21 protein-coding genes and 5 tRNA genes are annotated in these 26,947 nt (G+C 59.1%); 18 read left to right on the plus strand and 8 right to left on the minus strand.

Going from position 1 to position 26,947, the window contains the following annotated elements:
• Positions 1 to 77: 77 nt before the first annotated feature.
• The 3 genes from ACYZT8_RS10085 to ACYZT8_RS10095 all read left to right on the plus strand — a co-directional run bounded on the left by ACYZT8_RS10085 (position 78) and on the right by ACYZT8_RS10095 (position 4,482).
• Positions 78 to 2,648, plus strand: a complete 2,571-nt coding sequence (locus tag ACYZT8_RS10085; RefSeq protein WP_461980726.1) for a bifunctional diguanylate cyclase/phosphodiesterase — start codon at positions 78 to 80, stop codon at positions 2,646 to 2,648.
• 99 nt (positions 2,649 to 2,747) lie between these two features.
• Positions 2,748 to 3,542 carry an exodeoxyribonuclease III gene (locus ACYZT8_RS10090; protein WP_461980728.1) on the plus strand — a complete coding sequence of 265 codons (795 nt, stop codon included), beginning with the start codon at positions 2,748 to 2,750 and terminating at the stop codon, positions 3,540 to 3,542.
• A gap of 112 nt (positions 3,543 to 3,654) precedes the next feature.
• Positions 3,655 to 4,482: an arylamine N-acetyltransferase family protein gene (locus ACYZT8_RS10095; RefSeq protein WP_461980730.1), complete on the plus strand. Its 828-nt coding sequence runs from the start codon at positions 3,655 to 3,657 to the stop codon at positions 4,480 to 4,482.
• 61 nt (positions 4,483 to 4,543) lie between these two features.
• Here ACYZT8_RS10095 and ACYZT8_RS10100 read toward each other — a convergent pair whose 3' ends face one another.
• Together ACYZT8_RS10100 and ACYZT8_RS10105 are read right to left on the minus strand one after the other, a co-directional pair.
• Complete coding sequence (locus ACYZT8_RS10100) at positions 4,544 to 4,876, minus strand: BrnA antitoxin family protein (protein WP_461980732.1); 333 nt, start codon at positions 4,874 to 4,876, stop codon at positions 4,544 to 4,546.
• 3 nt (positions 4,877 to 4,879) lie between these two features.
• Positions 4,880 to 5,161: a BrnT family toxin gene (locus tag ACYZT8_RS10105; RefSeq protein ID WP_461980735.1), complete on the minus strand. Its 282-nt coding sequence runs from the start codon at positions 5,159 to 5,161 to the stop codon at positions 4,880 to 4,882.
• A 256-nt stretch (positions 5,162 to 5,417) separates the two neighbouring features.
• Between ACYZT8_RS10105 and ACYZT8_RS10110 the strand changes: the two genes are divergently transcribed.
• A complete protein-coding gene (locus tag ACYZT8_RS10110) occupies positions 5,418 to 6,935 on the plus strand; it encodes a nucleobase:cation symporter-2 family protein (protein ID WP_461980737.1) in 1,518 nt (505 codons plus the stop codon).
• Between the two features lie 224 nt (positions 6,936 to 7,159).
• On the opposite strand, the gene ACYZT8_RS10115 is transcribed toward ACYZT8_RS10110, so the two are convergent.
• Complete coding sequence (locus tag ACYZT8_RS10115) at positions 7,160 to 8,680, minus strand: efflux transporter outer membrane subunit (protein WP_461980739.1); 1,521 nt, start codon at positions 8,678 to 8,680, stop codon at positions 7,160 to 7,162.
• A gap of 87 nt (positions 8,681 to 8,767) precedes the next feature.
• On the opposite strand from ACYZT8_RS10115, the gene ACYZT8_RS10120 reads away from it, so the two are divergent.
• The 3 genes from ACYZT8_RS10120 (at position 8,768) to ACYZT8_RS10130 (ending at position 13,769) form a co-directional block, all read left to right on the plus strand.
• A complete protein-coding gene (locus ACYZT8_RS10120) occupies positions 8,768 to 9,388 on the plus strand; it encodes a TetR/AcrR family transcriptional regulator (protein ID WP_461980741.1) in 621 nt (206 codons plus the stop codon).
• A 176-nt stretch (positions 9,389 to 9,564) separates the two neighbouring features.
• Positions 9,565 to 10,686, plus strand: a complete 1,122-nt coding sequence (locus ACYZT8_RS10125) for an efflux RND transporter periplasmic adaptor subunit (RefSeq protein WP_461980743.1) — start codon at positions 9,565 to 9,567, stop codon at positions 10,684 to 10,686.
• A complete protein-coding gene (locus tag ACYZT8_RS10130; protein WP_461980745.1) occupies positions 10,683 to 13,769 on the plus strand; it encodes an efflux RND transporter permease subunit in 3,087 nt (1,028 codons plus the stop codon). The genes ACYZT8_RS10125 and ACYZT8_RS10130 overlap by 4 nt, the downstream gene beginning before the upstream one ends.
• A gap of 201 nt (positions 13,770 to 13,970) precedes the next feature.
• Here ACYZT8_RS10130 and ACYZT8_RS10135 read toward each other — a convergent pair.
• Positions 13,971 to 14,046, minus strand: a tRNA-Asn gene (locus ACYZT8_RS10135).
• A 227-nt stretch (positions 14,047 to 14,273) separates the two neighbouring features.
• Between ACYZT8_RS10135 and ACYZT8_RS10140 the strand changes: the two genes are divergently transcribed.
• Positions 14,274 to 14,504: a hypothetical protein gene (locus tag ACYZT8_RS10140; RefSeq protein WP_461980747.1), complete on the plus strand. Its 231-nt coding sequence runs from the start codon at positions 14,274 to 14,276 to the stop codon at positions 14,502 to 14,504.
• Here the strand turns inward: ACYZT8_RS10140 and ACYZT8_RS10145 are convergent.
• Together ACYZT8_RS10145 and ACYZT8_RS10150 are read right to left on the minus strand one after the other, a co-directional pair.
• Positions 14,501 to 14,710, minus strand: coding sequence for a hypothetical protein (locus ACYZT8_RS10145; RefSeq protein ID WP_461958136.1), 210 nt, complete (start codon positions 14,708 to 14,710; stop codon positions 14,501 to 14,503). The genes ACYZT8_RS10140 and ACYZT8_RS10145 overlap by 4 nt on opposite strands.
• Before the next feature lie 237 nt (positions 14,711 to 14,947).
• Positions 14,948 to 16,144 (minus strand): amino acid aminotransferase, encoded by a 1,197-nt coding sequence (locus ACYZT8_RS10150; protein ID WP_461958137.1) that lies wholly within the window; start codon positions 16,142 to 16,144, stop codon positions 14,948 to 14,950.
• A 351-nt stretch (positions 16,145 to 16,495) separates the two neighbouring features.
• On the opposite strand from ACYZT8_RS10150, the gene uvrB reads away from it, so the two are divergent.
• Positions 16,496 to 18,511 carry an excinuclease ABC subunit UvrB gene (gene uvrB / locus ACYZT8_RS10155; RefSeq protein ID WP_461980749.1) on the plus strand — a complete coding sequence of 672 codons (2,016 nt, stop codon included), beginning with the start codon at positions 16,496 to 16,498 and terminating at the stop codon, positions 18,509 to 18,511.
• A gap of 129 nt (positions 18,512 to 18,640) precedes the next feature.
• Here the strand turns inward: uvrB and ACYZT8_RS10160 are convergent, their stop codons facing one another.
• Together ACYZT8_RS10160 and ACYZT8_RS10165 are read right to left on the minus strand one after the other, a co-directional pair.
• Positions 18,641 to 20,191 carry an MDR family MFS transporter gene (locus ACYZT8_RS10160; protein ID WP_461980751.1) on the minus strand — a complete coding sequence of 517 codons (1,551 nt, stop codon included), beginning with the start codon at positions 20,189 to 20,191 and terminating at the stop codon, positions 18,641 to 18,643.
• Positions 20,181 to 21,230, minus strand: a complete 1,050-nt coding sequence (locus ACYZT8_RS10165; RefSeq protein ID WP_461980753.1) for an HlyD family secretion protein — start codon at positions 21,228 to 21,230, stop codon at positions 20,181 to 20,183. The genes ACYZT8_RS10160 and ACYZT8_RS10165 overlap by 11 nt, the downstream gene beginning before the upstream one ends.
• Before the next feature lie 220 nt (positions 21,231 to 21,450).
• On the opposite strand from ACYZT8_RS10165, the gene gltX reads away from it, so the two are divergent.
• From gltX to ACYZT8_RS10210, 9 genes are all read left to right on the plus strand, one after another.
• Entirely contained in the window at positions 21,451 to 22,932 is a 1,482-nt protein-coding gene (gltX, locus tag ACYZT8_RS10170) for a glutamate--tRNA ligase (protein ID WP_461980755.1), read from the plus strand.
• A 189-nt stretch (positions 22,933 to 23,121) separates the two neighbouring features.
• Positions 23,122 to 23,197, plus strand: a tRNA-Ala gene (locus tag ACYZT8_RS10175).
• Between the two features lie 79 nt (positions 23,198 to 23,276).
• Positions 23,277 to 23,352, plus strand: a tRNA-Glu gene (locus tag ACYZT8_RS10180).
• Positions 23,353 to 23,405: 53 nt separating this feature from the next.
• Positions 23,406 to 23,481 (plus strand) — tRNA-Ala (locus tag ACYZT8_RS10185).
• Positions 23,482 to 23,561: 80 nt separating this feature from the next.
• Positions 23,562 to 23,637: transfer RNA gene (locus ACYZT8_RS10190), tRNA-Glu, on the plus strand.
• A 183-nt stretch (positions 23,638 to 23,820) separates the two neighbouring features.
• Positions 23,821 to 24,360 carry a TetR/AcrR family transcriptional regulator gene (locus ACYZT8_RS10195; RefSeq protein WP_461980757.1) on the plus strand — a complete coding sequence of 180 codons (540 nt, stop codon included), beginning with the start codon at positions 23,821 to 23,823 and terminating at the stop codon, positions 24,358 to 24,360.
• A 31-nt stretch (positions 24,361 to 24,391) separates the two neighbouring features.
• Positions 24,392 to 25,225 (plus strand): alpha/beta fold hydrolase, encoded by an 834-nt coding sequence (locus tag ACYZT8_RS10200; RefSeq protein WP_461980759.1) that lies wholly within the window; start codon positions 24,392 to 24,394, stop codon positions 25,223 to 25,225.
• A gap of 48 nt (positions 25,226 to 25,273) precedes the next feature.
• Positions 25,274 to 25,711 carry an acyl-CoA thioesterase gene (locus ACYZT8_RS10205; protein ID WP_461980761.1) on the plus strand — a complete coding sequence of 146 codons (438 nt, stop codon included), beginning with the start codon at positions 25,274 to 25,276 and terminating at the stop codon, positions 25,709 to 25,711.
• A 172-nt stretch (positions 25,712 to 25,883) separates the two neighbouring features.
• Entirely contained in the window at positions 25,884 to 26,843 is a 960-nt protein-coding gene (locus ACYZT8_RS10210; protein WP_461958143.1) for a tRNA dihydrouridine synthase, read from the plus strand.
• Positions 26,844 to 26,947: the final 104 nt, after the last annotated feature.

The raw sequence follows: 26,947 nt of genomic DNA on the forward strand, positions 1-26,947 counted from the left end.
GGATCATGGCTGCTATGGTCAATGGACGCTTGCCTGTCATGCACCCGATCAGGCAATCCATTGACAGGATCCCATGCATGGAATTGAGCGCCACGACCACCGCAGCCCCCGGGCGCCATACGCCGATCACACGGAACCTGGTCTGGTCCGTCGGGTTGGCGTTTGTACTGGGGGTGCTGATCGCACTGGTTGCCTTGTTCAATATTGCCGGCCGGCTCGACGCCCAGGACCTGGCCAAGACCACGTTCTACACCCAGCGTGCGCTGGAAAACCGCATTGCAGCCTCGAAAAACTACGTCGCCAGTTATGCCACCTGGACGACCGCCTACGACCGTCTCAACGGTGAAGTCGATACGCAGTGGGCTTATGTCGAGCAGAACATGGGTAAAACCTTGTTCACCATGGACCATTACGACAGTGTCTTGGTGGTCGATCACCAGCGAACCAAATACGCCACGGTGCGTGGCCTTCAGGTGCAGGACGACGCGGCGGCCCGTCTTTCGATATCGATGGCGGCGTTGATCAAGGAGGTTCAGGGGCAGGAAAGCCTGCTCGTCCCCGTCAGCCGCTTCACGCTGTTCGAGGGCCAGCCCGCGCTGTTGACGGCTGCCGCGATCGTGCCCAATGACGAAAGGCCTGCGGTCGATCCCCAAAGCACCTCGGTGCTGGTGTTCGTCGATCAATTGAGTCCGGAAAAGCTCAGCGTCTTGAGTGCCGATTATGGTTTGCATGACTTGAGCCTTGCGCCTGACAACACCCTCGCTCCCGGTCAACCCGCAGTGGCACTCACGGGCACCGGTTATAGCCTGGTGTCCCGGCTCGAACAGCCGGGCCATCAACTGCTTTGGTCGCTGCTGCCGCCACTGGGCGGTGCGTTGTTGATTCTGGCGTTGTTGACGGCTTGGTTCTTTCGATATGTGTTGCGCGCGTCCGGGCACGTGGACGACAGTTACATCAACCTGGACTTATCGAACCAGGCGCTGGAGGCCAGTGAAGAGCGTTTTCGTGCCGTGGCCGAGGCGGCTTCCGACTGGATCTGGGAAATCGACGACAAGCACCGCATCACGTATCTGTCCGGGCGTTTCGGCGCCGTCACCGGTTTTTCCGATCAGCAATGGCTGGGGCAGGACATCGAGCAGCTGTTGTATTGCGACACCACGCCGTTGTCACTGTGGCTGAACAAACTCAACGAAGAACACAACGTCAGCCACCTGCGTTGTTCCTATCGCGATCAATCCGGGCAGCAACGTGTCTGCCGGGTGTCGGCGCGACCGATCCACAGCAAAGGCGCACTGCTGGGTTACCGCGGCACGGCCAGTGACATCACCGATGAAGTCGCCGCCCATGCGCAGATCCAGCATCTGTCGTTGCACGACGCGCTGACCGGCCTGCCCAATCGCAACAAACTGGCGCGTTACCTCGAAGAAGCCCTGGTGCTGAAAGAGCATTCGGCGCCGCTGACGTTGTTGATGATCGACCTGGACAACTTCAAGCCGATCAATGATTCCCTCGGCCACCCGGCCGGCGATGCGGTATTGCTGGAGGTAGCCTCCCGATTGCGCGAGTGCACGCGGGACATTGATCTGGTTGCACGACTGGGTGGCGACGAGTTTGTGCTGGTACTCAATGGCATGGACATTCACACGGAAATCGACCGGATTTGTGAACGTATCCTCGTAAGCCTGCTGCAGCCGATCCACTATGACCATCACACGCTGCACATCGGCGCGAGCATCGGCATCGCCTTGAGCCGGCGTCAGGGGCACATGCCGGAGGAGCTCATCCGGTGTGCCGACATTGCGCTGTATCAGGCCAAATCCGATGGCAAGAAAACCTGGTGCTACTTTGCGCCGCACATGAACGATCAGATCCAGCATCGCCGCAAACTGGAAAACGACCTGCGCCAGGCGATCAAGAACAACGAGTTCGTGATGCACTATCAGCCGCGTTATCACGTCGATGGCAAGCAGATCGTCTCGGTCGAAGCGTTGCTGCGCTGGCAGCATCCGGTGCAGGGGTTGCTGAGCCCCGACTCGTTTATTCCGTTGGCCGAGCAGACCGATCTGATCGTGCCCTTGGGGCGCTGGGTGCTGCGCGAAGCGTGCGAAACGGCGCTGACCTGGCCGGGAGAGCTGATGGTGTCGGTCAACCTGTCGCCGGTGCAGTTCGTGCGCAGTGACGTGGTTGAGGATGTCAGGGAAGCGTTGATCCACACCCGCTTGCCCGCCAGTCGACTGGAACTGGAGATCACCGAAAACGTGATGCTCAACGACGTCGACGGCGCTCTCGCAACCATGAACTCGCTGAAGGAGTTGGGTGTGCGGCTGAACATGGACGACTTCGGTACCGGTTATTCGTCGCTGGGTTACTTGCGCACGTATCCGTTCGACGGGATCAAGATCGACAAGCGTTTCATCTCGTCCATGAGCGGCACCGGCAACGACCGTGCGGTGGTGCAGGCGATTATCAATCTGGGCAAGGCCATGGGCCTGACCGTGACCGCAGAAGGCGTCGAAACGCTGGAGCAACTGGATTTCCTGATCTCTGACGAGTGCCATGAAGTGCAGGGTTTCTACCTCAGCCGGCCGATGGAAAATCAGGCGCTGTTGCCGTTGCTCAAGGCATCGCATGACGAGCATCCGGTGTGACGGGGGGACCTTTAGTCGCCTGTTTCGTTTGTCGTGGCAACTGCCATCACGCACCTCGGTCACAACTGGATAACGTCCATCCGTTGCGAGCCTCGGCCCATGAAAAAACTGAAAATCGCCACTTTCAATGTCAACGGCATGCGTGCCCGACTGCCGAATTTGCTGGCTTGGCTTGAGCGCGAAAAACCGGACATTGCCTGTTTGCAGGAGCTCAAGTCGCTCGACAGCGCATTCCCCGCCGCCGAGCTTGAGGCCGCGGGCTACGGCGCAGTCTGGCAAGGTCAGTCGTCGTGGAACGGGGTGGCGATTCTGGCGCGAGATGCGCAACCGTTAGAGAGCAGGCGCGGTCTGCCGGGTAACGACGCCGACACGCATAGCCGCTACCTGGAAGCCGCGGTGCACGGGATTCTGGTGGGCTGCCTGTATTTGCCCAACGGCAATCCGCAACCCGGGCCGAAGTTCGACTACAAACTGGCGTGGTTCGAGCGGCTGATCGCCTACGCCAAGGATCTCCAAGGCAGCGAACACCCGGTGGTGCTGGCGGGCGACTACAACGTGGTGCCTACCGACCTCGACATATACAACCCGCGCTCGTGGCTCAAGGACGCGTTGCTGCAACCGGAGAGTCGCGAGTGTTACCAGCGCTTGCTGGATCAGGGCTGGACCGATTCCCTGCGTCATCTGTACCCGGAGGATCGCCTCTACACCTTCTGGGATTATTTCAGGCAGCACTGGCAGAAAAACTCTGGATTGCGCATCGATCATCTGTTGCTCAACTCAGGCCTGAGTCCTTATCTGCATGAGGCCGGGGTCGATGCCTGGGTTCGCAACGAACCGCACGCCAGCGATCACGCACCGACATGGATTCGCCTGAGTTCGCGCAAGCGGCGTTGATGTTCAGAGGGAGGGCGATTGGCGAAATCAATTGTCAGTCGGACCGCTTTATCCCTTATACATGGCGCCCATCGGCGGAGAGATCCGCGGCCCAATGCATAAGGACCGAGCAATGAGCGAGCCACGCCTGACGAACCGTGCGTTATACCTGCAACGCCTGGGTTTCGACGCGCCCCCGGCGCCGACCCTGGACACCCTGCGCCAACTTCAACTGCGCCACACAGGGGCCTTCCCGTTCGAAAACCTCACTACGCTGTCCGGCGAGCCGGTACTCATCGACCTGCCCTCCATCGAACAGAAAATTCTGCACGAGGGGCGCGGCGGTTATTGCTACGAACTCAACTGCGCGTTTCTGGTCTTGCTTCAGGAGCTGGGCTTCGACGCACGCGGCATCACCGGCCGAGTGGTCATGGGCCAACCCGAAGGCGCATGGACCGCCCGCACGCATCGCTTGAGTCTGGTCATTCTGGACGGCGTGCGCTACATCACCGACGTCGGCTTCGGCGGCATGGTACCTACGGCACCGCTCATGCTCGACACCGATGCTGCACAGCTCACGCCCCACGAACCGTATCGCATAGAGCGCCATGAAGACGGCTGCACCCTGCGCGCCAATGTCGGCGGCGAGTGGCGGCCGATGTACATCTTCGACTTGCAACGCCAGGAAGACATCGATTACGCCGTCGGCAACTGGTACGTCTCGACCTATCCCGAGTCGTCGTTTGCTAAACAACTGATGGTCGCGCGCACCGGGGATGGCTGGAGGCGCACGTTGAACAACGGCAGTTTTGCGATTCATCGGGTGGGTGCCGAGAGCGAACGGCGGCAAGTAACGGATGTGGAGGAATTGATTGGGTTGCTGGAGGGCGAGTTCGGGATTCGGGTGCCCAGGCATGTGGGGTTGAGGTCGGTGCTTGAGCGGTTGATTCAGGCGACGTAGCCGTCGTCCAGAGAGGGCAGAGTCAAGTCATCTGCCCTTACTTCTTGAATGGGGACTAGGCTCAAGGCTCAATCACACGATGGATTTCGCTCAAGACCTCTGACAGTTTTTTCTCGAGGCTCTTCAGTTCAGATGCTGTTACTCCTGCTTTGAAATGTCCGGCATTCGCAACTGCGGCGTACTGATCGTGCTCGGCAGTTTTTTCTCTGTTGCTGAGCAACGTCTGGCGCAGGGTGTTGTTGATCACCGTCTGATAACCATACCCTTCACTCTCAGCCAGGGCGCGCGCTGCTTCGATGACGACATCATCGAGCATGATGGTAATTCGGGTCTTGCCTTTGCTGGAGGCAACCGCTCCACGCTTGGCGTTACTGAAGTCGTATTCATCTTTCATTGGTCAATCCTCCATATAACGGCGACGCTCGTTTTTGTTAGCGATGCGCGCGGAAATGATTCGAACGAAATTCGGATCGCGATAGGTGTACGCAACGACCAGCAAGCGAGCCTTGGCATCCATTCCCATGACGATCCACCGCTGTTCATCGTGATGGTTGTCCTGAATCGTCAGTGCTCGTTCGTCGTAAAATACCGGTTCTGTTTCAGCGAGGCTGATGCCGCGATGCTTTAATTTGTTGGCCGCGTTTTTTGCCTTGTGATACTGAATTTCGAATGACTTCATTATGCATACTTTATATGTATAAGCGAGAGGCGTCCGTGCCGGCGGTCGCTTGGAATGCAAAAGACTAGCGGGCAGGGGAGAAGGCGAACTCCGGATGTATTTCAAGATTTTTTGGAGGGGGGAAACCGCGCAGTCAAAGGGCAGCATGGACATATGTCCATAATCTGACTGATGAGTTGTATACAACTCTATAGACATTTGTCCTGAGTCTTGCATACAGTGTGCGCATAACAAAAAACCAGGGAACCCCCCAACCATGAAAACGCCCCATGTTTCACACCAACGACCTGAGGACGAAAACCTCGGGGTCGGCGCGAATATGGCTTACGGCCTGCAACATGTTCTGACCATGTACGGCGGCATCGTCGCGGTGCCTTTGATCATCGGCCAGGCGGCCGGGCTCTCGCCAGCGGACATCGGTTTGTTGATTGCTGCTTCATTGTTTGCGGGGGGCTTGGCGACATTACTGCAAACCCTCGGTTTACCGTTTTTCGGGTGTCAGTTGCCGCTGGTACAGGGCGTGTCGTTCTCGGGTGTTGCGACGATGGTGGCGATTGTCAGCAGCGGCGGGGAGGGCGGCTTTCAGTCGATTCTCGGGGCGGTGATCGCCGCGTCGTTGATCGGTTTGCTGATCACGCCGGTGTTCTCGCGAATTACCAAGTTCTTCCCGCCGCTGGTGACGGGCATTGTGATCACCACCATCGGCCTGACGCTGATGCCGGTGGCCGCACGCTGGGCCATGGGCGGCAACAGCCATGCCCCGGACTTCGGCAGCATGGCGAACATCGGTCTGGCTGCAGTGACGCTGGTGCTGGTTTTGCTGCTGAGCAAGATCGGCAGCGCGACTATCTCCCGGTTGTCGATCCTGCTGGCGATGGTCATCGGTACGATCATCGCGGTGTTCCTCGGCATGGCAGACTTCTCGTCGGTCACACAAGGCCCGATGTTCGGCTTCCCGACGCCGTTCCACTTCGGCATGCCGACGTTCCACTTCGCCGCGATCCTGTCGATGTGCATCGTGGTCATGGTGACCCTGGTGGAAACCTCGGCGGACATCCTCGCCGTCGGTGAAATCATCGGCACCAAGGTTGACTCCAAACGCCTGGGCAACGGCCTGCGCGCCGACATGCTGTCGAGCATGATCGCGCCGATCTTCGGCTCCTTCACCCAAAGCGCCTTCGCCCAGAACGTCGGGCTGGTGGCCGTGACCGGTATCAAGAGTCGCTTCGTGGTCGCCACCGGCGGCTTGTTCCTGGTGATACTCGGTCTGCTGCCATTCATGGGACGGGTCATCGCCGCGGTACCGACCTCGGTACTGGGTGGCGCTGGCATCGTGCTGTTCGGCACCGTGGCGGCCAGTGGCATTCGCACGCTGTCCAAGGTTGATTACCGCAACAACGTCAACCTGATCATCGTTGCCACCTCCATCGGGTTCGGCATGATCCCGATCGCTGCGCCGAACTTCTACGACCACTTCCCAAGCTGGTTCGCGACCATCTTCCACTCGGGCATCAGCTCCTCGGCGATCATGGCCATCGTGCTCAACCTGACCTTCAACCACCTCACCGCCGGCAACTCGGATCAGCAGTCGGTGTTTGCGGCCGGTACTGAGCGGGTGCTGCGTTATCAGGATCTGGCTGCGTTGCGTGAAGGGGATTACTTCAGCGAAGGCAAACTGCGTGACTGCGACGGGAATGAGATCCCGGTGGAGGAAGCGGCTCATGATTCGGGCGAGCATCGGGCGGCTCATGCCAAAAGCAGTGAGCATGTCTGACGGCACTCATGGACGGTTCGAGTGACCGGTTGACACTCGCTCCGCTCATGGCTGAAATCGGATTCGAGGTCTGCAATGCGCATCCTTGGGCTTGGCCTCCAGTATCGGCCCCCCATCCTGTCGGCAGCAGAGAAGCTGGTCCCTCTGAAGTAGTGACGACTGGCATGCCGGTCGGATTCTGAACCCAAGGTCATTCGTGACCAGGAGCTAAAGAATCGCGGCGACTACTCCTCGAAATATTCAAAAGGCGTCCTTCGGGGCGCCTTTTTTATTGGCTTCGTTTTTATTAAGGCAACGCGAGCATCTGAGTCGTCTCGCTGCCAACCGCCACCCAATGCTTTGAACGTGGCCACTGCAGCGCGAGCCGATTCAGTTTGTGCCTGAGCTCTGCCATCAGATGCCGCTAACAGGTGTTCATCGGCATCCAGAACTTCGATCAGGCTGACCACGCCTTTTTCATAGGCGACAAACGACGTCGCTCGGGCTTTCGCATACGCCGACTCGCCCTGGGCGAGTTGTGTCGATTGTTGCTCGCGGTTGATCAGCGCCGAAAAAGCGCTTTCGACATCTTCGCAGGCCCGCAGAACGGACTGGCGGTAAGCGCCTAAGGCTTCGGCTTCTTGACCTTTCGCCAAATCAATTTGAGCGTTGATGCGGCCAAAATCGAACAGCCTCCAGCGTAATCCCAGTGCCGCCGAAGCCTGACTGGCGCCATTGCTGAACAGATTTGCGCTGGATACCGAGGTCGCACTGCCGAGCAGCGCCCCCACAGACAGTTTGGGGTAGTACTCGGACATGGCTTCGCCGATGCGTGCGTTGGATGCCGCAAGCCGGCGCTCAGCGACGATCAAGTCTGGACGCCGACGCAGCAGGTCGGCCGGCGCGCCCATGTCCGAGAGGCGTGGCACATCAGGGATGGGCGCCGGCTTGGTCAACTGCGCGCTATAAGTGCCGGGCGCCTTGCCCAACATGACATCCAGCGCATTCATTGCCGCGTCAATGCCTGCTTGCAGTACAGGCACGGTTGCCTGCGCTTGATTCAGCGAGCCTTGGGTCTGATTCAACTGCAGTTCAGCCGCCAGGCCTTTTGCGTAGAGGTGTTCGATGGTGGTGAGCAGTTGTTGTCGTGTGTCTACTTGCTGCCGGGCAATTTCCATGCGTGCTTGCAGGCCACGGATGCTGATGTAAAGATCGGCTGTTTGCGCGACCACTGCCAGGCGTGTGGCGATTGCCCCGGCTTGTGAGGCCTGATAATCGGCGAAGGCCGCCTCTTTGCTGCGGCGCAGCCCGCCAAACACATCCAACTCCCAGCCGGCATTCAAATTCGCCTCATAGGCACTGCCGTAACGATTATACGAAGGGGTTGAATTCAGCACTTGGCCCAACGGAGTCTCCAACGACTGACGGGCTCGGGCCGCTTGACCGTTGACGGTAGCCGACGGCAGGAGGGCTGCGTCAGCTGCACCCAAACCGGCGCGAGCCTGCTCGATCCTTGCGCTTGCCTGCGCTAAATCGAGGTTCTGTTCAAGTGCTCGATTTATCAGCTGACTGAGTAGCGGGTCATTAAATGCGTTCCACCAAGCGGCGAGATCGGTATTTGCGGCGCCTACTTGTCGTGCGTTGGACGTCTGCGCCGAGAAATGCTCGGGCAATTCCACACGGGGTTCTGAGTAGTCGGGGCCCACTGTGCAACCTGCAACCATACCCAAACACAGTAAAATGGCGAAACGAGGAGGAGGGTGCATGCGATACCTGCGAAAGGGTCGGTTTGTGACGATATTACAATTTGGTCACAAGTTGTCAACCACCATTGGGGTGAGTAAGCTGCTCGCATGAATCAGCCATCAGTTTCTTCGCCCAGCGCCCGAGGCCCAGCCGATCACGACATTCGAGACCAGATTGTCGCGGCGGCCAACGAGCATTTCAGTCAGTATGGTTATGGCAAAACCACGGTTTCTGACCTAGCCAAGGCCATCGGTTTTTCCAAGGCATACATCTACAAGTTCTTTGAATCCAAGCAGGCGATTGGTAACGCAATTTGTACAAATTGCCTGACTGAAATCGTTGCGGCAGTGGAGCAGGCCATCAACGTAGACGGCATCTCGCCGACTGAACGTTTTCGGCGCTTGGTCAAAACTTTGATCGCTACAGGTGTGAGCCTGTTCTTTAACGACCGTAAACTCTATGACATCGCTGCGTTCTCCGCGTCGGAGCGCTGGCCCAGCTCGCAAGTCTATGACGCTCAGATCAAGAACTTCGTGTTGCAAATCGTGCGTGAGGGGCGAGAGCTCGGCGAGTTTGAGCGCAAGACACCGCTGGACGAGACAGTAGAAGCGATTCATCTCGCTCTGCGGCCCTTCATCAATCCTCTGCTATTGCAGTACAACCTCGATTTTGTTGAAGAAGCCCCTTCGCTAATCTCCAATCTTGTTCTGCGCAGCCTGATGCCTTAAACCTCTGCTGACGGATGCGATGCGCATCCGTATCAGCGTGTGCGCCTGAAAAACCAAATATCAAGCCTCTCTGCTTTGCTCTGATCAACTGGGCGATGTTCATTCGCCTCGATGGTGACTATTGACATAATTGGTCACTTGAATAAGCATGGTGCATCCGCTACCAAGAGGTCTTTATGATCCAGTGCCGCCGCATGTCACTCATTTTCATTGTCTTGTTGCCGTTTGCCCTGGCGGCCTGCAACGAGGCCGCGCCTGCCGATCCTCGCCTTCAAGTGCCCTTGGTGCGCATCGGCGTGGTTCAACCCTCCGCGCCAGCGGTACGGGTATTCACCGGTATCGTCGCGGCTCGAGTTCAGAGTGATCTCGGTTTTCGGGTGCCAGGGAAAGTCCTGGAGCGCTTGGTGGACTCTGGGCAGAGTGTCAAACGGGGGCAGCCACTCATGCGCATCGATGCCAACGACCTGACGCTGACCGCGAGGGCGCAGCAGGAAGCGGTGCTGGCCGCTACGGCCCGAGCCCGGCAGGCCTCCGATGACGAGCTCCGCTACCGTGATCTGGTGTCCGTCGGAGCGGTATCTGCTTCAGCTTACGCAGGGTTCAAAGCGGCTGCCGACTCGGCGAAAGCCCAACTCAACGCTGCTCAAGCCCAGGCTGATGTGGCTAAAAACGCGACCGGTTACTCGACATTATTGGCTGATGCTGATGGGGTTGTGGTGGACACCTTGGCTGAGCCGGGGCAGGTGATTGGCGCAGGTCAGGTGGTGGTGCGTGTTGCCCACTCAGGGCAGCGCGAGGCGGTGATCCAGTTGCCCGAGACGTTACGCCCTGCTTTGGGATCTTCGGGGACGGTTGAGCTATACGGTCAGCACCAGACTGCAGGTAAAGCGCGTTTACGGCAGTTGTCCGACTCTGCCGACCGACAGACCAGAACGTTTGAAGCGCGTTATGTGCTGGAGGGGGCGCTCTCCAACGCCACCCTTGGTTCGACGATCTCAGTGGTTATCGCTGACACGGATGTTGCTGATGGCAAGGAATTACAGGTGCCCATGGGGGCCCTCTACGACGCGGGTAAAGGCCCGGGTGTCTGGGTGGTCGAGGGAGAACCGGAGCAAGTGGTATGGCGCCCGATCAAGGTTCTCAGCCTGAATAACGAGGCCAGCGTGCGTGTGACGGGTGATCTCCAGGTGGGTGATCGAGTCGTCGCATTGGGTTCGCACTTATTGAATGAGGGAGAGAAGGTCAGGACTGAACTTGCCGGTGCCACGCAAAAAACGGTGGTTGAGGTGAGTCGATGAGCGGCTTCAATCTTTCGGCGCTGGCAGTACGCGAGCGCTCAATCACCCTGTTTTTGATCCTGTTGATTTCTGTGGGTGGGTTGTACGCCTTCTTCAAACTGGGGCGTGCGGAAGACCCCGCATTCACCATCAAACAAATGACGGTGGTCACCGCCTGGCCTGGGGCGACGGCCCAGGAGATCCAGGACCAGGTGGTAGAAAAGCTGGAAAAACGCATGCAGGAACTGCGTTGGTACGACCGGACCGAAACCTTTACCCGGCCCGGCTTGGCATTCACCACGGTTTATCTTCTCGATAGCACGCCACCCTCAGCCGTCCAGGAGGAGTTTTACCAGGCGCGCAAGAAAATCCTGGATGAGCAGAAGGGGTTGCCGACTGGGGTGATCGGCCCGATGGTCAATGATGAGTATTCCGATGTCACCTTCGCGCTCTATGCGCTCAAGGCCAAGGGCGAGCCGCAACGACTGTTGGTGCGCGAAGCCGAGAGTTTGCGCCAGCGTCTGCTGCATGTGGCGGGTGTGAAGAAGGTCAACATCATCGGTGAACAGGCCGAGCGCATTTTTGTCGAGCTGTCCTACGAACGTTTGGCGACATTGGGCATTTCCGCACGAGACATCTTCAGTGCGTTGAACACGCAGAACATGATAACGCCGGCTGGCTCAGTTGAAGCGAAGGGCCCGCAGGTGTTCATCCGCCTGGATGGCGCGTTTGATGACCTGCAGAAGATTCGTAATACCCCACTGACGGTGCAGGGCAGAACCCTCAAGTTGTCGGATGTGGCTGAGGTCAAGCGCGGTTATGAGGACCCTGCGACGTTCCTGGTGCGCAACAATGGCGAGCCCGCATTGTTGCTCGGCGTGGTCATGCGCGATGGCTGGAACGGTCTGGATCTGGGGAAGTCGCTTGAGGCCGAGGCCACAGCAATCAACGAGCAGATGCCTTTGGGCATGAGCCTGACCAAGGTCACGGATCAGGCAGTGAATATCGGCGCATCCGTCAACGAGTTCATGGTGAAGTTTTTTGCTGCCCTGGGCGTGGTGCTGCTGGTGTGTTTTCTCAGCATGGGCTGGCGTGTCGGCGTTGTGGTTGCCGCGGCGGTACCGCTGACCCTGGCCGCCGTGTTCATTGTCATGGCGGCCACGGGCAAGGACTTCGATCGAATTACTCTGGGGTCGTTGATTCTGGCGCTGGGACTGCTGGTGGACGATGCAATCATTGCCATTGAAATGATGGTGGTGAAGATGGAGGAGGGCTACGACCGAATCAAGGCCTCCGCTTATGCCTGGAGCCACACGGCCGCGCCGATGTTGTCGGGGACGTTGGTGACGGCGATCGGCTTTATGCCCAACGGTTTTGCCAAGTCGACCGCCGGTGAGTACACCGCGAACATGTTCTGGATCGTTGGCATCGCGCTGATCACTTCCTGGGTGGTGGCCGTGGTGTTCACCCCTTACCTGGGCGTCAAACTGCTGCCGCAGATCAAGGTGCCTGAAGGCGGGCATACCGCGATTTACGGTACTCCGAACTACCAGCGTTTCAGGCGCCTGCTGGGCAGTGTGATCCGCCGCAAAGGCCTGGTGGCTACATCCGTCGTTGGCTTGTTTGTTGTTGCGATTCTGGGTATGGGTGTGGTCAAGAAGCAGTTCTTTCCAACGTCCGACCGACCGGAGGTGCTGGTTGAGGTGCAGATGCCTCACGGCACCTCTATCGAACAGACTGATGTGGCCGCGGCCAAGGTCGAGGCGTGGTTGGCTCAGCAGTCGGAAGCCAAGATCGTCACCGCTTACATTGGCCAGGGCGCGCCGCGCTTCTATTTGGCGATGGCCCCTGAGCTACCCGATCCATCCTTCGCAAAAATCGTCGTCCTGACCGCGAGTCAGCAAGAGCGCGAGGCGCTCAAGCTCCGCCTCAGGCAAGCCGCAGCCGATGGCTTGGCGCCTGAAGCCAGGGTGCGGGTGACGCAGTTGGTATTTGGTCCTTATTCGCCGTATCCGGTGGCCTTTCGGGTGATGGGCGCCGACCCCGCGGTGTTGCGGGATATCGCCGCGCAGGTGCGTGAGGTCATGACCACCAGCCCCATGATGAGGACCGTCAACACCGACTTGGGCGAGCGTGCGCCGGCACTTCATCTCACGCTGGATCAGGATCGCCTGCAAGCATTCGGCTTGACCTCGACCGATGTCGCGCAACAGCTGCAATTCCTGCTCACGGGGGTGCCTGTCACCGAGGTGCGTGAGGACATTCGTTCGGTTCAGGTGGTCGCTCGCTCGGCGGGAGAAACGCGTCTGGATCCGTCGAAAATTGCCGCCTTCACGCTGACCGGCGCCCAAGGGCAGCGCGTGTCGCTGTCCCAGGTAGGGGCGGTGGATGTGCGCATGGAAGAGCCCATTCTGCGACGTCGTGATCGTACGCCGACGATAACTGTGCGCGGTGACGTGGCTGAAGGTCTTCAACCTCCCGATGTCTCCAACGCCTTGATAACGCAGTTGCAGCCCATCATCGAAAAACTGCCGGCGGGCTACCGGATTGAGTTTGCCGGCTCGATCGAGGAGTCGGGTAAAGCGAACAAGGCATTGCTGCCGTTGTTCCCGATCATGATCGCGCTGATGTTGCTGACCATCATAATTCAGGTGCGCTCGATGTCGGCAATGATGATGGTGTTCGCCACCGCGCCTTTGGGCCTGATTGGTGTGGTGCCAATTCTCCTGCTGTTCCAGCAGCCGTTCGGGATCAACGCCTTGGTGGGACTGATTGCCTTGTCAGGGATTCTGATGCGCAACACGCTGATCCTCATCGGCCAGATTCACGCCAATGAGCAAGCCGGCCTGTCACCTTACAACGCCGTGGTCGAAGCCACTGTGCAGCGTGCGAGGCCCGTGATTCTCACGGCGTTGGCGGCGATGCTGGCGTTCATTCCGCTGACCCATTCGGTGTTCTGGGGCACGCTGGCCTACACCCTGATTGGCGGTACGTTTGCCGGCACCGTGCTGACCCTGGTGTTCCTGCCAGCGATGTACGCCCTCTGGTTCAAGATCAAGCCTGTGCCCGCGCATGAGCTTGCAGCGAACACTCATGTTGCTTGATACCTGCGTGCCTGGATCGTTTCAAAAAGGAAAATCAATATGAGCATGTTGGCCCGGGATTACTCAGCAGTTTGATCCCGCTGCGCCCTTCGTGGTTGGTACCCACCGGAATTCGACAGAACGCCAAAACGAAAAAACCCGCCATAAGGCGGGTTCTTCGGGGGTTTCAGAGATTTTGAAAGCCTTCTCTGGAACCTTGTCTGGCTCCACGACCTGGACTCGAACCAGGGACCCAGTGATTAACAGTCACTTGCTCTACCAACTGAGCTATCGCGGAATAGCGCGTATGTTACTGATTCAAAAAGAGAAGTCAAGCGTCTGTTAACGACTTGATGGATTCATCGAGACGGACGGTGGTTTATCGGCCGTGGGCGGTTACCAGAATCGCCTCAGAGGTCTACCATGGCCGCCCGGAAGTGGTTACACGCGCTGCCGGCCATTCGCCGAAAAGGTACGTGCCATGAATCACCCAATCCTCACCCTTCAAAACAACGGGGTGTTCGCATGAGCATCGCTCAGATCAGCCTGCCCAAAGGTGTCGGCCCGCATGCCGAGAAGCTGTTCGACGCAATCGCTCAGGCCAGCACTGCTGACGATTTGAACCGCGCGGGCGGCAAGGCTGAAGGCTTCGTCCTCGGTCTGGAAAGCGCCAAAGCGATCAAGAGCCAGGTCGCCGAATCGCTCTACGTCGCCTATGACGATGCCGCCAGTCAGCGTGCGACCGAACTGGCTTAACCGCCGAAGGTCACCGTGGCGAGCATCAGCTTGGCGTACAGCATCGTGGCGGCCAGTTGCACCAGCCACAGGGCCAGGCCGCCGAGAAATACGCCAGCAGCCACTTGCAGCACCAGGTTGTTACCGCGTTTGGCCGGGGCGCGGGGGGCGAAATCATTCAAGTCGTCCAAGTCATCGCGCTCAGCGCGCAGGTCATCGTTTTTCATGTGGGCTCTCTTCAGAATTCTCAGGTGTACACATAATCTGTAGGAGCGAGGCTTGCCCGCGAAGGCGTCCTCTCTGACGCTCAAAGCTTCGCGGGCAAGTCGGATCGCCGCCCGCTCGCTCCTACAGGTGCATCGTTGTGTGGAGTTTAGAGGGCGCCGATAGCGCTTTGACACTTATCTGCGACAAATAAAAACGGGAAGCCCCAAGGCTTCCCGTTTTTCGTATCCCGCAACGACTCAGATCACCGCAACGATGGCCTTGGTCACCGCGTCGATGTTGCTCTGGTTCAAAGCCGCCACGCAGATGCGGCCGGTGTCCAGGGCGTAGATGCCGAACTCGGTGCGCAAGCGGGTGACTTGCTCAACGGTCAGGCCGGAGTAGGAGAACATGCCGCGCTGACGACCGACGAAGCTGAAATCACGCTGTGGCGCGTTTTTCGCCAGCAGGTCGACCATCTGGATGCGCATGCCGCGAATCCGCAGGCGCATTTCCGCCAGTTCTTCTTCCCACTGGGCGCGCAGTTCCGGGCTGTTCAGCACAGCCGCGACGATGCTTGCACCGTGGGTCGGCGGGTTGGAGTAGTTGGTGCGGATTACGCGTTTGACTTGCGACAGCACGCGCGCGCTTTCTTCTTTCGATTCGCTGACGATCGACAGGGCGCCAACGCGTTCGCCGTACAGCGAGAAGGATTTGGAGAACGAACTGGAGACGAAGAAGGTCAGGCCCGATTCAGCGAACAGGCGCACGGCAGCGGCGTCTTCGTCGATGCCATCGCCAAAGCCCTGGTAGGCCATGTCGAGGAACGGTACGTGACCTTTGGCTTTCACCACGTCCAGAACGTTTTTCCAGTCCGCCGGGCTCAGGTCCACGCCGGTCGGGTTGTGGCAGCAGGCGTGCAGCACAACGATCGAGCCGGACGGCAGGGCGTTCAGGTCTTCGAGCAGGCCTGCACGGTTAACGTCGTGGGTCGCGGCATCGTAGTAGCGGTAGTTCTGCACCGGGAAACCCGCGGTTTCGAACAGGGCACGGTGGTTTTCCCAGCTCGGGTCGCTGATCGCCACGATGGCGTTCGGCAGCAGTTGCTTGAGGAAGTCGGCACCGATTTTCAGTGCGCCAGTGCCGCCCACGGCTTGGGTGGTGATGACGCGGCCAGCAGCAATCAGCGGCGAGTCATTGCCAAACAGCAGTTTTTGCACGGCCTGGTCGTAAGCAGCGATGCCATCGATCGGCAAGTAGCCACGGGAAGCGTGTTGAGCGACGCGAATCGTCTCGGCTTCGACAACGGCGCGCAGGAGTGGAATTCGCCCCTCCTCGTTGCAGTAAACACCGACCCCCAGGTTGACCTTGGTGGTACGTGTATCGGCGTTGAATGCTTCGTTGAGGCCCAGGATTGGATCGCGTGGTGCCATTTCGACAGCGGAGAACAGGCTCATTTTTGCGGCGGCTCTGAATGGAGTGTGGAGGGACGTGTCGCGCTCCAGCCGAATGCACTAGAGCGGTGCACAAACGGGGAGCTAGTATAGAGGCCATCTGCGATTGATGGCGACAGACGATTCGGCTTTTCGGGTAAGTTTTTTCGATTATTTTTCGACCGTTAGTCGAATGGCGGCATCAAAGACTTCAAGGGATGTAGGACGTTTGCCTTGAAAGCGCGGGCAATCGGCACCACATTGAGCACAATCCAGTTTTTTCCTCGGGCGACGTGAGTCGTTTGCGGCCTTTCTCGTTGCTGCCGGTTTGACCGCGCTGGCGCGATACCCTGCTTCGAGAATCGAGAGGTATGCATGTCTGAATTCCAGCTAGTCACCCGCTTCCAGCCCGCCGGCGATCAACCGGAAGCCATCCGCCTGATGGTCGAGGGCATCGAAGCCGGCCTGGCGCACCAGACGTTGCTCGGTGTGACCGGGTCGGGCAAGACCTTCAGCATCGCCAACGTGATCGCCCAAGTGCAGCGTCCAACCCTGGTGCTGGCGCCGAACAAGACCCTGGCCGCGCAGTTGTATGGCGAATTCAAGGCGTTCTTTCCGAACAACGCCGTCGAGTACTTCGTTTCCTACTACGACTACTACCAGCCCGAAGCTTATGTGCCGTCGTCGGACACTTTCATCGAGAAAGACGCCTCGATCAACGACCACATCGAGCAGATGCGCCTGTCCGCGACCAAAGCGCTGCTGGAGCGCAAAGACGCGATCATCGTCACCACGGTGTCGTGCATCTACGGCTTGGGCAGCCCTGAAACCTATTTGAAGATGGTTCTGCACGTGGATCGCGGCGACAAGCTCGATCAGCGCGCGTTGCTGCGTCGCCTGGCAGACCTGCAATACACCCGCAACGACATGGATTTCGCCCGCGCGACGTTCCGGGTGCGCGGCGATGTGATCGATATCCATCCGGCGGAATCTGATTTCGAAGCGATCCGCATCGAACTCTTCGACGATGAAGTCGAGAAGATTTCCGCCTTCGATCCGTTGACCGGCGAAGTAACCCGTCAGTTGCCGCGCTTCACCTTCTATCCGAAAAGTCACTACGTGACGCCGCGGGAAACCCTGCTGGGTGCCGTCGAAGGGATCAAGGTCGAGTTGCAGGAGCGCCTGGATTACCTGCGTACCAACAACAAACTGGTTGAAGCCCAGCGCCTGGAGCAGCGCACCCGTTTCGACCTGGAGATGATCCTCGAACTGGGTTATTGCAACGGCATCGAAAACTACTCCCGCTATCTGTCGGGCCGTGAATCCGGCCAGGCGCCGCCAACGTTGTTCGATTACCTGCCGGCCGACGCCTTGCTGGTGATCGACGAATCCCACGTCAGCGTGCCGCAGGTCGGCGCCATGTATAAGGGCGACCGGTCCCGTAAAGAAACACTGGTGGAATACGGATTCCGCCTGCCGTCGGCGTTGGATAACCGTCCGATGCGTTTCGACGAGTTCGAAGGCATCAGCCCGCAGACGATTTTCGTCTCGGCGACGCCGGGCAATTACGAGGCGGAACACGCCGGTCGCGTGGTCGAGCAGCTGGTGCGTCCAACCGGCCTGGTAGACCCGCAAATCGAAATCCGCCCGGCGCTGACCCAGGTCGACGATTTGCTTTCGGAAATCGGCAAGCGTGTGGCGCTGGAAGAGCGGGTGCTGGTCACGACCCTGACCAAGCGCATGTCCGAAGACTTGACCGATTACCTGGCCGACCACGGTGTGCGCGTGCGTTACCTGCACTCGGACATCGACACGGTCGAGCGGGTGGAAATCATCCGCGATTTGCGTCTGGGCACCTTCGATGTGTTGGTGGGGATCAACCTGCTGCGCGAAGGTTTGGACATGCCGGAAGTCTCGCTGGTGGCGATCCTCGATGCGGACAAGGAAGGTTTCCTGCGTTCCGAGCGTTCGCTGATCCAGACCATTGGCCGAGCGGCGCGAAACCTCAATGGCCGGGCGATTCTCTACGCGGATCGCATCACCGGTTCCATGGAGCGGGCGATTGGCGAGACCGAGCGTCGTCGCGACAAGCAAATCGCATTCAACCTGGCCAACGGCATCACGCCCAAAGGGGTGTTCAAGGACGTCGCCGACATCATGGAAGGCGCCACCGTACCGGGTTCGCGCAGCAAGAAGCGCAAAGGCATGGCCAAGGCTGCCGAGGAAAGCGCCAAGTACGAAGCCGAATTGCGTTCGCCGGGGGAAGTCGCCAAGCGTATCAAGGCGTTGGAAGAGAAAATGTACCAGCTCGCCCGCGACCTGGAATTCGAAGCTGCGGCGCAGATGCGTGATGAAATTACCAAGTTGCGGGATCGGTTGATTACTGTCTGATTTGCGTTGCCTGTACGGGCCCTATCGCGGGCAAGCCACGCTCCCACAGGTTTTGTGTCGTTTATCAATTATGCGAACGACACAAAACCTGTGGGAGCGTGGCTTGCCCGCGAATGGGGCGACTCGGTCTTAATGTGCCTCGCCAGCCTTGAGCCCCACCGGCAACTTTTTGGTCAACAACACCGCCAGCATACTGATCCCCAACGCAATCCCGACAAAGTGAAACGCATCGTTATAAGCCATGATCGACGCCTGCTGATGCGCAATCTCGCTCAGCTTGCCCAGCGCCGCCGTCTCACTGCCAAACCGGTCCGTCATCGACGCCATCCGCTCCGCCACCTGCGGATTGCTCGGCACGATGGATTCACGCAAGTAATCAAAGTACGTCTTGGTCCGCGCATCCAGCAACGTGGCGAGTAGGGCGATGCCGATCGCGCCGCCGAGGTTGCGCAGGATGTTGAACAGGCTCGACGCCGACCCCGCGTCCTGCGGCAGGATGTAAGCGGTGGCGATCAGCGAGATGGTCACCATGATCAGCGGCTGGCCCAGTGCGCGGATGATCTGGATCTGATTGAACTGCGGTCCGGCGAAGTCCGGGTTCAGTACCCCCGACGAAAAACTCGCCAACCCGAACAGCCCGAAGCCCAGCGTGCACAGCCATTTTGGCGACACGTATTTCATCAATTTCGGCACCAGCGGAATCAGAAACAACTGCGGCACGCCCATCCACATAATTACTTCGCCGATCTGCAAAGCGTTGTAGTTCTGGATCTGCGCCAGGTACAGCGGCAACAGGAAAATCGAGCCGTACAAGCCGACGCCCATCCCCAGGCTGGAAATACTCGATAAACCAAAGTTGCGATTGCCCAGGATGCCGAGATTGATCAGCGGATTGGGCTTGGAAAACTGCACGATCACAAAAGTAATCAAGCTAACCAGTGCGATGCTGCCCAGGGTCACGATCATGCTCGATTCCAGCCAGTCCTTGCGGTGGCCTTCCTCCAGAAACACCTGCAGACAACCGAGGCCGACGCCGAGCGTGAGGATGCCCATGTAGTCGGTGCTTTTGAGCAATTCCCAGTGCGCTTCTTTCTTCTCCAGGCCGTACATCAGGCCGGCGATCATGATCAGGCCCGGCGGAATGTTGATGTAGAAGATGTACTCCCACCCCCAGTTTTCCGTCAGCCAGCCGCCCAGCGTCGGGCCGATGGAGGGCGCGAACGTCGCGGTCATGGCAAACATCGCCATGCCTTTGGCGCGGTGGTGCTCCGGGAGTTTGATCAGGGTGAGGGTAAACGCCAGCGGAATCAGCGCGCCGCCGGTAAACCCCTGTAACGCCCGGAAGATGATCATGCTCTCCAGGCTCCAGGCCATGGAACAGAGCAGGGAGGCGGCGAGAAATCCCAGTGAAACCCACACCGCCAGGCGCCGCGCCGACAGCAGCTGCACCAGCCACGCGGTCAGCGGGATCATGATGATTTCCGCCACCAGGTAAGAGGTGGAAATCCACGAGCCTTCTTCCAGCGTCGCCGACAGCGCGCCCTGAATGTCCTTGAGCGACGAGTTGGTGATCTGGATATCCAGCACGGCCATGAAGGCGCCGAGCATCACACTCATCACCGCAATCCAGTCCCGCCGGGTCGGTTCGCCGACCGGGCGGATCAGTTGATCACCGGCCATCGTCAGGGGCGTCTTGGATGTTCACTTTGGCGGTGACCGACATGCCCGGGCGAATCTTGCCGTGCAGCGGGTTGTCCGCGGCAAAGGTCAGTTTGACCGGAATCCGTTGTACGACTTTGGTGAAGTTGCCCGTGGCATTGTCCGGAGGCAACAGGCTGAACTGCGCGCCCGAGGCGGCGAACAGGCTGTCGACTCGCGCGTCGATCGGCGTGTCGCTGTAGGCATCGAAAGTCAGCTTGGCTTTTTGGCCGGGCTGCATGTGGCCGATCTGGGTTTCCTTGAAGTTGGCCTGAATCCAGATGTCCTGGTCCGGGACGATCGACATCAGATAAGCGCCGGCCTGTACGTATTGGCCCTCGCGAGCCGCGCGCTGGCCGATCAAACCGCTGATCGGCGCGTGGATTTCGCTACGGGTCAGGTTCAGTTCGGCCTGGGCGAGGTCGGTTTTGGCATTGGCGATCATGGCGTCGAGGCGTTTGATCTCGGCGCTCAGGGAATTGACTTGCTGGCGCTGACTTTGGGCGTCGGCCTGGGCTTTGGTCACTTGCGAACGGGCAATGTGGTTGTCGGCGGAGAGGGTGGTCACCCGTTCTTCCGACACGTAGCCCGGTTTGCGCAGGGTCTGCGCGCGGGACAAATCGATCTGCGAGCGCCCAAGGCTCGCCTGACTGGAGGCGACTTGTGCCTCGCTGGCGGCGATCAGGCTGGCTTGCTGGGTCAGTTTGCTCTGGGCTTGCAGGCGTTCGGCCTGGCGGGTGGCGAGGGTGGCGTTGGCGCGGTCGACGGCGAGGTGGAAGTCATCGCCTTCGAGCTTGATCAGCAACTGGCCTTTCTCGACGTGCTGGTTGTCCTGCACCAGCACCTGATCGATGCGCGCGCCCAATTGGCTCGACACACGGGTGATCTCGCCCTGGACATAGGCGTTGTCGGTGCTTTCATAAAACCGTCCCTTGAAAAACCATTGGGCAAAAAAGCCCCCGGCAATCAGCAGGACGATCAGCAGGAAAATGAACAGGCGACGCTTGAGTTGGGCAGGCATGGGGCAGACTGTAGTCGAGAAATTGTAAGGAAAGTTATCAGCAGCTGAATCTGGCATACAGTCGATAGTGGGTAAATGCCATCGGCTGATAATCCATCATTCATCGCCGCTCAGGCCCGTTGTAGACGCAACCTTGGCTTAAATGCCCTGCTGACTGGAGCCGGGCGGCTGTCGCCTGTTACCATTCGCCCTTTGTTTTATCTTCATTTCGAGACTTGCCATGACCACCGTCCGCACGCGCATCGCGCCATCGCCTACCGGGGACCCCCACGTAGGTACCGCTTACATCGCTTTGTTCAACTACTGCTTTGCCAAGCAGCACGGCGGTGAGTTCATCCTGCGGATCGAAGACACCGACCAATTGCGCTCGACCCGCGAGTCCGAACAGCAGATTTTCGACGCCTTGCGCTGGTTGGGCATCGACTGGAGCGAAGGCCCGGACGTTGGCGGCCCGCACGGTCCGTATCGTCAAAGCGAGCGCGGCGACATCTACCAGAAGTACTGCCAGCAATTGGTCGAAATGGGCCATGCCTTCCCGTGCTTCTGCACCGCCGAAGAACTGGACCAGATGCGCGCCGAGCAAATGGCCCGTGGCGAAACCCCGCGTTACGACGGCCGTGCGCTACTGCTCTCTGCGGAAGAAGTCGCGCGCCGCCTGGCCGCTGGCGAACCGCACGTGATCCGCATGAAAGTGCCGAGCGAAGGCGTTTGCGTAGTGCCGGACATGCTGCGTGGCGACGTCGAGATCCCGTGGGATCGCATGGATATGCAAGTACTGATGAAGACCGACGGCCTGCCGACGTACTTCCTGGCCAACGTGGTCGACGACCACCTGATGGGCATCACCCATGTGCTGCGCGGTGAAGAGTGGCTGCCATCGGCGCCGAAACTGATCCTGCTTTATGAATACTTCGGCTGGGAACAACCGGAGCTGTGCTACATGCCGCTGCTGCGTAACCCGGACAAGAGCAAGCTGTCCAAGCGCAAGAACCCGACCTCGGTGACGTTCTACGAGCGCATGGGCTTCATGCCGGAAGCGATGCTCAACTACCTCGGTCGCATGGGCTGGTCGATGCCGGACGAGCGCGAGAAGTTCTCGTTGCAGGAAATGGTCGACCACTTCGACCTGAGCCGTGTATCCCTCGGCGGGCCGATTTTCGACATCGAGAAGCTGTCGTGGCTCAACGGCCAATGGCTGCGTGATCTGCCGGTAGAAGAGTTCGCCTCGCGTCTGCAAACCTGGGCACTCAACCCTGAGTACATGATGAAGATCGCGCCGCATGTACAGGGCCGCGTCGAGACCTTCAGCCAGGTTGCACCGCTGGCCGGATTCTTCTTTGCTGGTGGCGTGAACCCGGATGCCAAGCTGTTCGAATCGAAGAAGCTTTCGGGCGATCAGGTGCGTCAGCTGATGCAACTGATTCTGTGGAAGCTGGAAAGCCTGCGTCAGTGGGAGAAAGACAGCATCACCGCGACGATCCAGGCGGTGGTTGAATCTCTGGAGCTGAAACTGCGCGACGCCATGCCGCTGATGTTCGCCGCGATCACGGGCCAGGCCAGTTCGGTATCGGTGCTCGATGCGATGGAAATCCTCGGTCCGGACCTGACTCGTTTCCGTCTGCGCCAGGCCATCGACCTGCTGGGCGGCGTGTCGAAGAAGGAAAACAAGGAGTGGGAAAAACTCCTGGGCAACATCGCCTGAGGACGTTTGACCCTGTAGGAACTGCCGGAGGTTGCGATCATTTGATCGTGATCTTCGGCGCCACCCCCGTTTTTCCGGGGGGAGGGCGGTAAGTGATTGTTATGTCGGCAAAAAACTTTGAAATATTTTAAAAATAAGTTTGACAGCTTTCCGAAGCGCCATTAAGATTCGCCCCGTCCTCAGCGATGAGGGGCTATAGCTCAGCTGGGAGAGCGCTTGCATGGCATGCAAGAGGTCGACGGTTCGATCCCGTCTAGCTCCACCAATTTACACTTCAAGGTCTGGCCACACCGGCCTTGAAGCGATCAACACTCAGCGTTGATCAGTTGTATAGAAGGGTTTGCGTCCCCTTCGTCTAGTGGCCTAGGACACCGCCCTTTCACGGCGGTAACAGGGGTTCGAGTCCCCTAGGGGACGCCAGTTTTACAGAAGCGATGTTGCAAAATGTCGCTCCGCCGCGAGGCGAAAAATCCGGGGCTATAGCTCAGCTGGGAGAGCGCTTGCATGGCATGCAAGAGGTCAACGGTTCGATCCCGTTTAGCTCCACCAATTTTACAGTTCAAGGTCTGGCCACACCGGCCTTGAATCGATCAGCTCTCAGCACTGATCAGTTGTATAGAAGGTTTTGCGTCCCCTTCGTCTAGTGGCCTAGGACACCGCCCTTTCACGGCGGTAACAGGGGTTCGAGTCCCCTAGGGGACGCCACGATTACCCGCTCTGCGGGATTTTATAAGGGTCATTCAATTATTGAATGGCCCTTTTGTTTGTCTGGCGTTTGGCCAATCCCCCAATTTCTTTCAAACTGTTCTTCAGGCCAGCGGTCACATCCACGACTTGCGGAAAATTATTATGAGAATAATATTCTAGTCGTAATATTCGGAGGCAACGATGAACGATAAAAAAGCTCAAACCCGCGAACGCATTCTCAAGGCCGCCAGCGCAGCGCTGATTCAGCGTGGCCCGGCCGAACCGAGCGTGGGCGAAGTGATGGGGGCAGCCGGCCTTACGGTTGGCGGCTTCTATGCACACTTCGAAAGCAAGGACGCAATGATGCTGGAAGCGTTCAAGCAACTGCTCGGTCACCGCCGTAGCTTGATCGCCGACATGGACGCCGAATTGACCGGCGAAGAACGTCGCGCGTTGGTGGCTGCGTTTTATCTGTCGCGCAAACACCGTGATTCTTCTGAGTCGGCATGCCCGATCCCGGCATCTGTCGGTGAGCTGGGTCGCCTGCCGGACGCGTTTCGCGTGGCGTTGAATGAGCATGTGGAAATGATGGTCGCGCAGTTGGCGGCCAGCCCGGAAGACACCGACAAAGCCCTGGCCGACATGGCCTTGATGGTCGGTGGTCTGGCTCTGGCACGGGCGCTGGGGCCAGGAGAGTTGTCTGATCGATTGCTGCGCGCCGCCAAGTCGGCGGTGCTATGACCTGAAGGCATTGGCCTGAGGAGTGAGAGCGATGAGCACGTTGAAGTGGGTTCGTGGCGTTAATGGCACCTTGGGTTGGTTCGCACCGAAACTGGTCGCGAGCAAAATGCGACTGGCGTTCATGACGCCGCGCGACTTGCCGCCGCGTGATTGGGAATTGCCGCTGCTGGCAAAATCCGAACGAATCACCTTGCGCTTTGGCCTCTCGGCTCTGCGCTGGGGGCAAGGTCCAGCCGTGTTGCTGATGCACGGTTGGGAGGGCCGGCCGACGCAGTTTGCGAGTCTCATCACGGCGCTGGTCGATGCCGGTTACACGGTCGTCGCGTTGGACGGTCCGGCCCATGGCCGCTCACCGGGTAGCGAAGCGAATGTCGTGCTGTTTGCCAGGGCCATGCTCGAAGCGGCTGCCGAGTTGCCGCCGCTGCAAGCGGTCATTGGTCACTCCATGGGCGGCGCCAGTGCGATGCTCGCCGTGCAGCTGGGCTTGCGCACCGAAACCCTGGTCACCATCGCCGCACCGGCGCGGATTCTCGGCGTGTTACGCGGTTTTGCCCGTTATGTACGATTGCCGCCCAAAGCGCGTTCGGCGTTCATTCGCCAGGTCGAGAAAGACGTCGGCATGCGCGCTGCGACGCTCGATGTTGCGCACTATCAGCTCGACATGCCGGGGCTGATCGTTCACGCCGAAGATGACAACTTCGTCCCGGTCAAGGAATCCCGGTTGATCAACGAGGCCTGGTTCGACAGCCGGCTGTTACGCCTGGAGGAGGGTGGTCATCAACGTGTGTTGGCTGATCCTCGGGTAATTGATGGCGTGTTATCACTGCTGTCCGGTCGCAGTCTGCATTCGCGCCAATCGGCATAAGCATCCGTTACACTGCCCCGGTCGAAATCATCTGACCGGGAGTGGGGCATGGGCTGGGATCGGGCAACGCCATTTATCATTGATCTGGAAGTCGGCGCCGAGGACATCGACGGGCTGGGGCACGCGAACAACGCGGTGTACGTGACCTGGCTCGAACGCTGCGCCTGGCGCCACTCGCAGCGGCTGGGCCTGGACCTGGTCGAATACCGTCGGCTGGATCGGGCGATGGCGGTAGTGCGCCACGAGATCGATTACCTGGCCGCCGCTTATGAAGGCGACGAGTTGCAATTGGCAACCTGGATTGTCGATTGGGACCAGCGCCTGAAAATGACCCGCCACTTCCAGTTGAAGCGCCCCAGCGACAACACCACGTTGCTGCGTGCGCAGACCACCTTCGTCTGCATCGAACTGTCGACGGGCAAGCCCAAGCGCATGCCTGCTGAGTTCATCGAGGGCTACGGCCCGGCGTTGCTAATTCCAAGTTGACGCGATCCTGTGGCGAGGGAGCTTGCTCCCGTTAGAGTGCGCAGCACTCTCCTGCGCGAGGGACCGCTTCGCGCTCCAGCGGGAGCAAGCTCCCTCGCCACAGAGGCGGATGCAAGTCTTTCGGCAGAGAATCCAGTAAACTGCCGCACGTTTTTCGTTGAGTGTGTTTCTCATGCAAATTGCTTTGGCGCCCATGGAGGGGTTGGTCGACAACATCCTGCGGGACGTGCTGACCCGTGTGGGCGGTATCGATTGGTGCGTGACCGAGTTCATTCGGATCAACGATCAACTGCTCACGCCTGCCTATTACCACAAGTTCGGCCCGGAATTGTTGACCGGCGCCCGCACAGCGTCCGGCGTTCCGCTGCGGGTGCAGTTGCTCGGTTCCGATCCGGTGTGCCTGGCAGAAAACGCCGCGCTGGCCTGTGAATTGGGTTCCGAGGTCATCGACCTGAACTTCGGCTGCCCGGCCAAGACCGTCAACAAGTCCCGTGGCGGCGCCGTCCTGCTGAAAGAACCTGAACTGCTCAATCAGATCGTTGAACACGTTCGCCGTGCGGTGCCTGCGCACATTCCGGTCACGGCAAAAATGCGTCTGGGCTTCGACAGCCCGGACGGTTCGCTGGTCTGCGCAACCGCGCTGGCCGAAGGCGGCGCGGCGCACATCGTGGTTCACGCGCGAACCAAAACCGACGGTTACAAGCCGCCTGCTCACTGGGAATGGATCCCTCGGGTGCAGGAAGTGGTCAAGGTTCCGGTGTTCGCCAATGGCGATATCTGGAGCGTTGAAGACTGGCGCCGCTGCCGCGAAATCAGCGGCGTGGAAGACATCATGCTCGGTCGCGGCCTGGTTTCGCGTCCGGACCTGGCCCGGCAAATCGCGGCGGCGCGAGCCGGTGAAGAAGTGATCGAGATGACCTGGGCAGAGTTGCTGCCCCTGATTCAGGACTTCTGGCTGCAGGCGAAGGCGCAGATGACCGCACGTCAATCGCCGGGTCGCTTGAAGCAGTGGCTGGCGATGCTGACCCGTAATTACCCAGAAGCGGTTGAGCTGTTCACCGTCCTGCGTCGTGAAACCGAACTCGATCAGGTCTCGCGTTTGCTGGGTCTTCAGGTGGCTGAAGCGGCCTGAAAAAATCTGAAAATAATCTCTTGAAAAGCAATCAGCGATCCCTATCTAGGGATTACGCGATGCCGAATTCGGGTCGCGGAGACACAAAACCTTGCTGATTGTTT

It is taken from the genome of Pseudomonas sp. LB3P93 (assembly GCF_054898025.1).

What these genes read in the sequence shown, in the direction of transcription:
- ACYZT8_RS10085 (WP_461980726.1), top strand. Translation starts at nt 78, where the DNA reads ATGGAATTGAGCGCCACGACCACCGCAGCCCCCGGGCGCCATACGCCG.
- ACYZT8_RS10125 (WP_461980743.1), top strand. Translation starts at nt 9,565, where the DNA reads ATGATCCAGTGCCGCCGCATGTCACTCATTTTCATTGTCTTGTTGCCG.
- ACYZT8_RS10150 (WP_461958137.1), bottom strand. Translation starts at nt 16,144, where the DNA reads ATGAGCCTGTTCTCCGCTGTCGAAATGGCACCACGCGATCCAATCCTG.
- uvrB (WP_461980749.1), top strand. Translation starts at nt 16,496, where the DNA reads ATGTCTGAATTCCAGCTAGTCACCCGCTTCCAGCCCGCCGGCGATCAA.
- ACYZT8_RS10145 (WP_461958136.1), bottom strand. Translation starts at nt 14,710, where the DNA reads ATGAAAAACGATGACCTGCGCGCTGAGCGCGATGACTTGGACGACTTG.
- ACYZT8_RS10160 (WP_461980751.1), bottom strand. Translation starts at nt 20,191, where the DNA reads ATGGCCGGTGATCAACTGATCCGCCCGGTCGGCGAACCGACCCGGCGG.
- ACYZT8_RS10195 (WP_461980757.1), top strand. Translation starts at nt 23,821, where the DNA reads ATGAACGATAAAAAAGCTCAAACCCGCGAACGCATTCTCAAGGCCGCC.
- ACYZT8_RS10165 (WP_461980753.1), bottom strand. Translation starts at nt 21,230, where the DNA reads ATGCCTGCCCAACTCAAGCGTCGCCTGTTCATTTTCCTGCTGATCGTC.
- ACYZT8_RS10130 (WP_461980745.1), top strand. Translation starts at nt 10,683, where the DNA reads ATGAGCGGCTTCAATCTTTCGGCGCTGGCAGTACGCGAGCGCTCAATC.
- ACYZT8_RS10200 (WP_461980759.1), top strand. Translation starts at nt 24,392, where the DNA reads ATGAGCACGTTGAAGTGGGTTCGTGGCGTTAATGGCACCTTGGGTTGG.
- ACYZT8_RS10105 (WP_461980735.1), bottom strand. Translation starts at nt 5,161, where the DNA reads ATGAAGTCATTCGAAATTCAGTATCACAAGGCAAAAAACGCGGCCAAC.
- ACYZT8_RS10205 (WP_461980761.1), top strand. Translation starts at nt 25,274, where the DNA reads ATGGGCTGGGATCGGGCAACGCCATTTATCATTGATCTGGAAGTCGGC.
- ACYZT8_RS10090 (WP_461980728.1), top strand. Translation starts at nt 2,748, where the DNA reads ATGAAAAAACTGAAAATCGCCACTTTCAATGTCAACGGCATGCGTGCC.
- gltX (WP_461980755.1), top strand. Translation starts at nt 21,451, where the DNA reads ATGACCACCGTCCGCACGCGCATCGCGCCATCGCCTACCGGGGACCCC.
- ACYZT8_RS10115 (WP_461980739.1), bottom strand. Translation starts at nt 8,680, where the DNA reads ATGCACCCTCCTCCTCGTTTCGCCATTTTACTGTGTTTGGGTATGGTT.
- ACYZT8_RS10210 (WP_461958143.1), top strand. Translation starts at nt 25,884, where the DNA reads ATGCAAATTGCTTTGGCGCCCATGGAGGGGTTGGTCGACAACATCCTG.
- ACYZT8_RS10095 (WP_461980730.1), top strand. Translation starts at nt 3,655, where the DNA reads ATGAGCGAGCCACGCCTGACGAACCGTGCGTTATACCTGCAACGCCTG.
- ACYZT8_RS10140 (WP_461980747.1), top strand. Translation starts at nt 14,274, where the DNA reads ATGAGCATCGCTCAGATCAGCCTGCCCAAAGGTGTCGGCCCGCATGCC.
- ACYZT8_RS10100 (WP_461980732.1), bottom strand. Translation starts at nt 4,876, where the DNA reads ATGAAAGATGAATACGACTTCAGTAACGCCAAGCGTGGAGCGGTTGCC.
- ACYZT8_RS10110 (WP_461980737.1), top strand. Translation starts at nt 5,418, where the DNA reads ATGAAAACGCCCCATGTTTCACACCAACGACCTGAGGACGAAAACCTC.
- ACYZT8_RS10120 (WP_461980741.1), top strand. Translation starts at nt 8,768, where the DNA reads ATGAATCAGCCATCAGTTTCTTCGCCCAGCGCCCGAGGCCCAGCCGAT.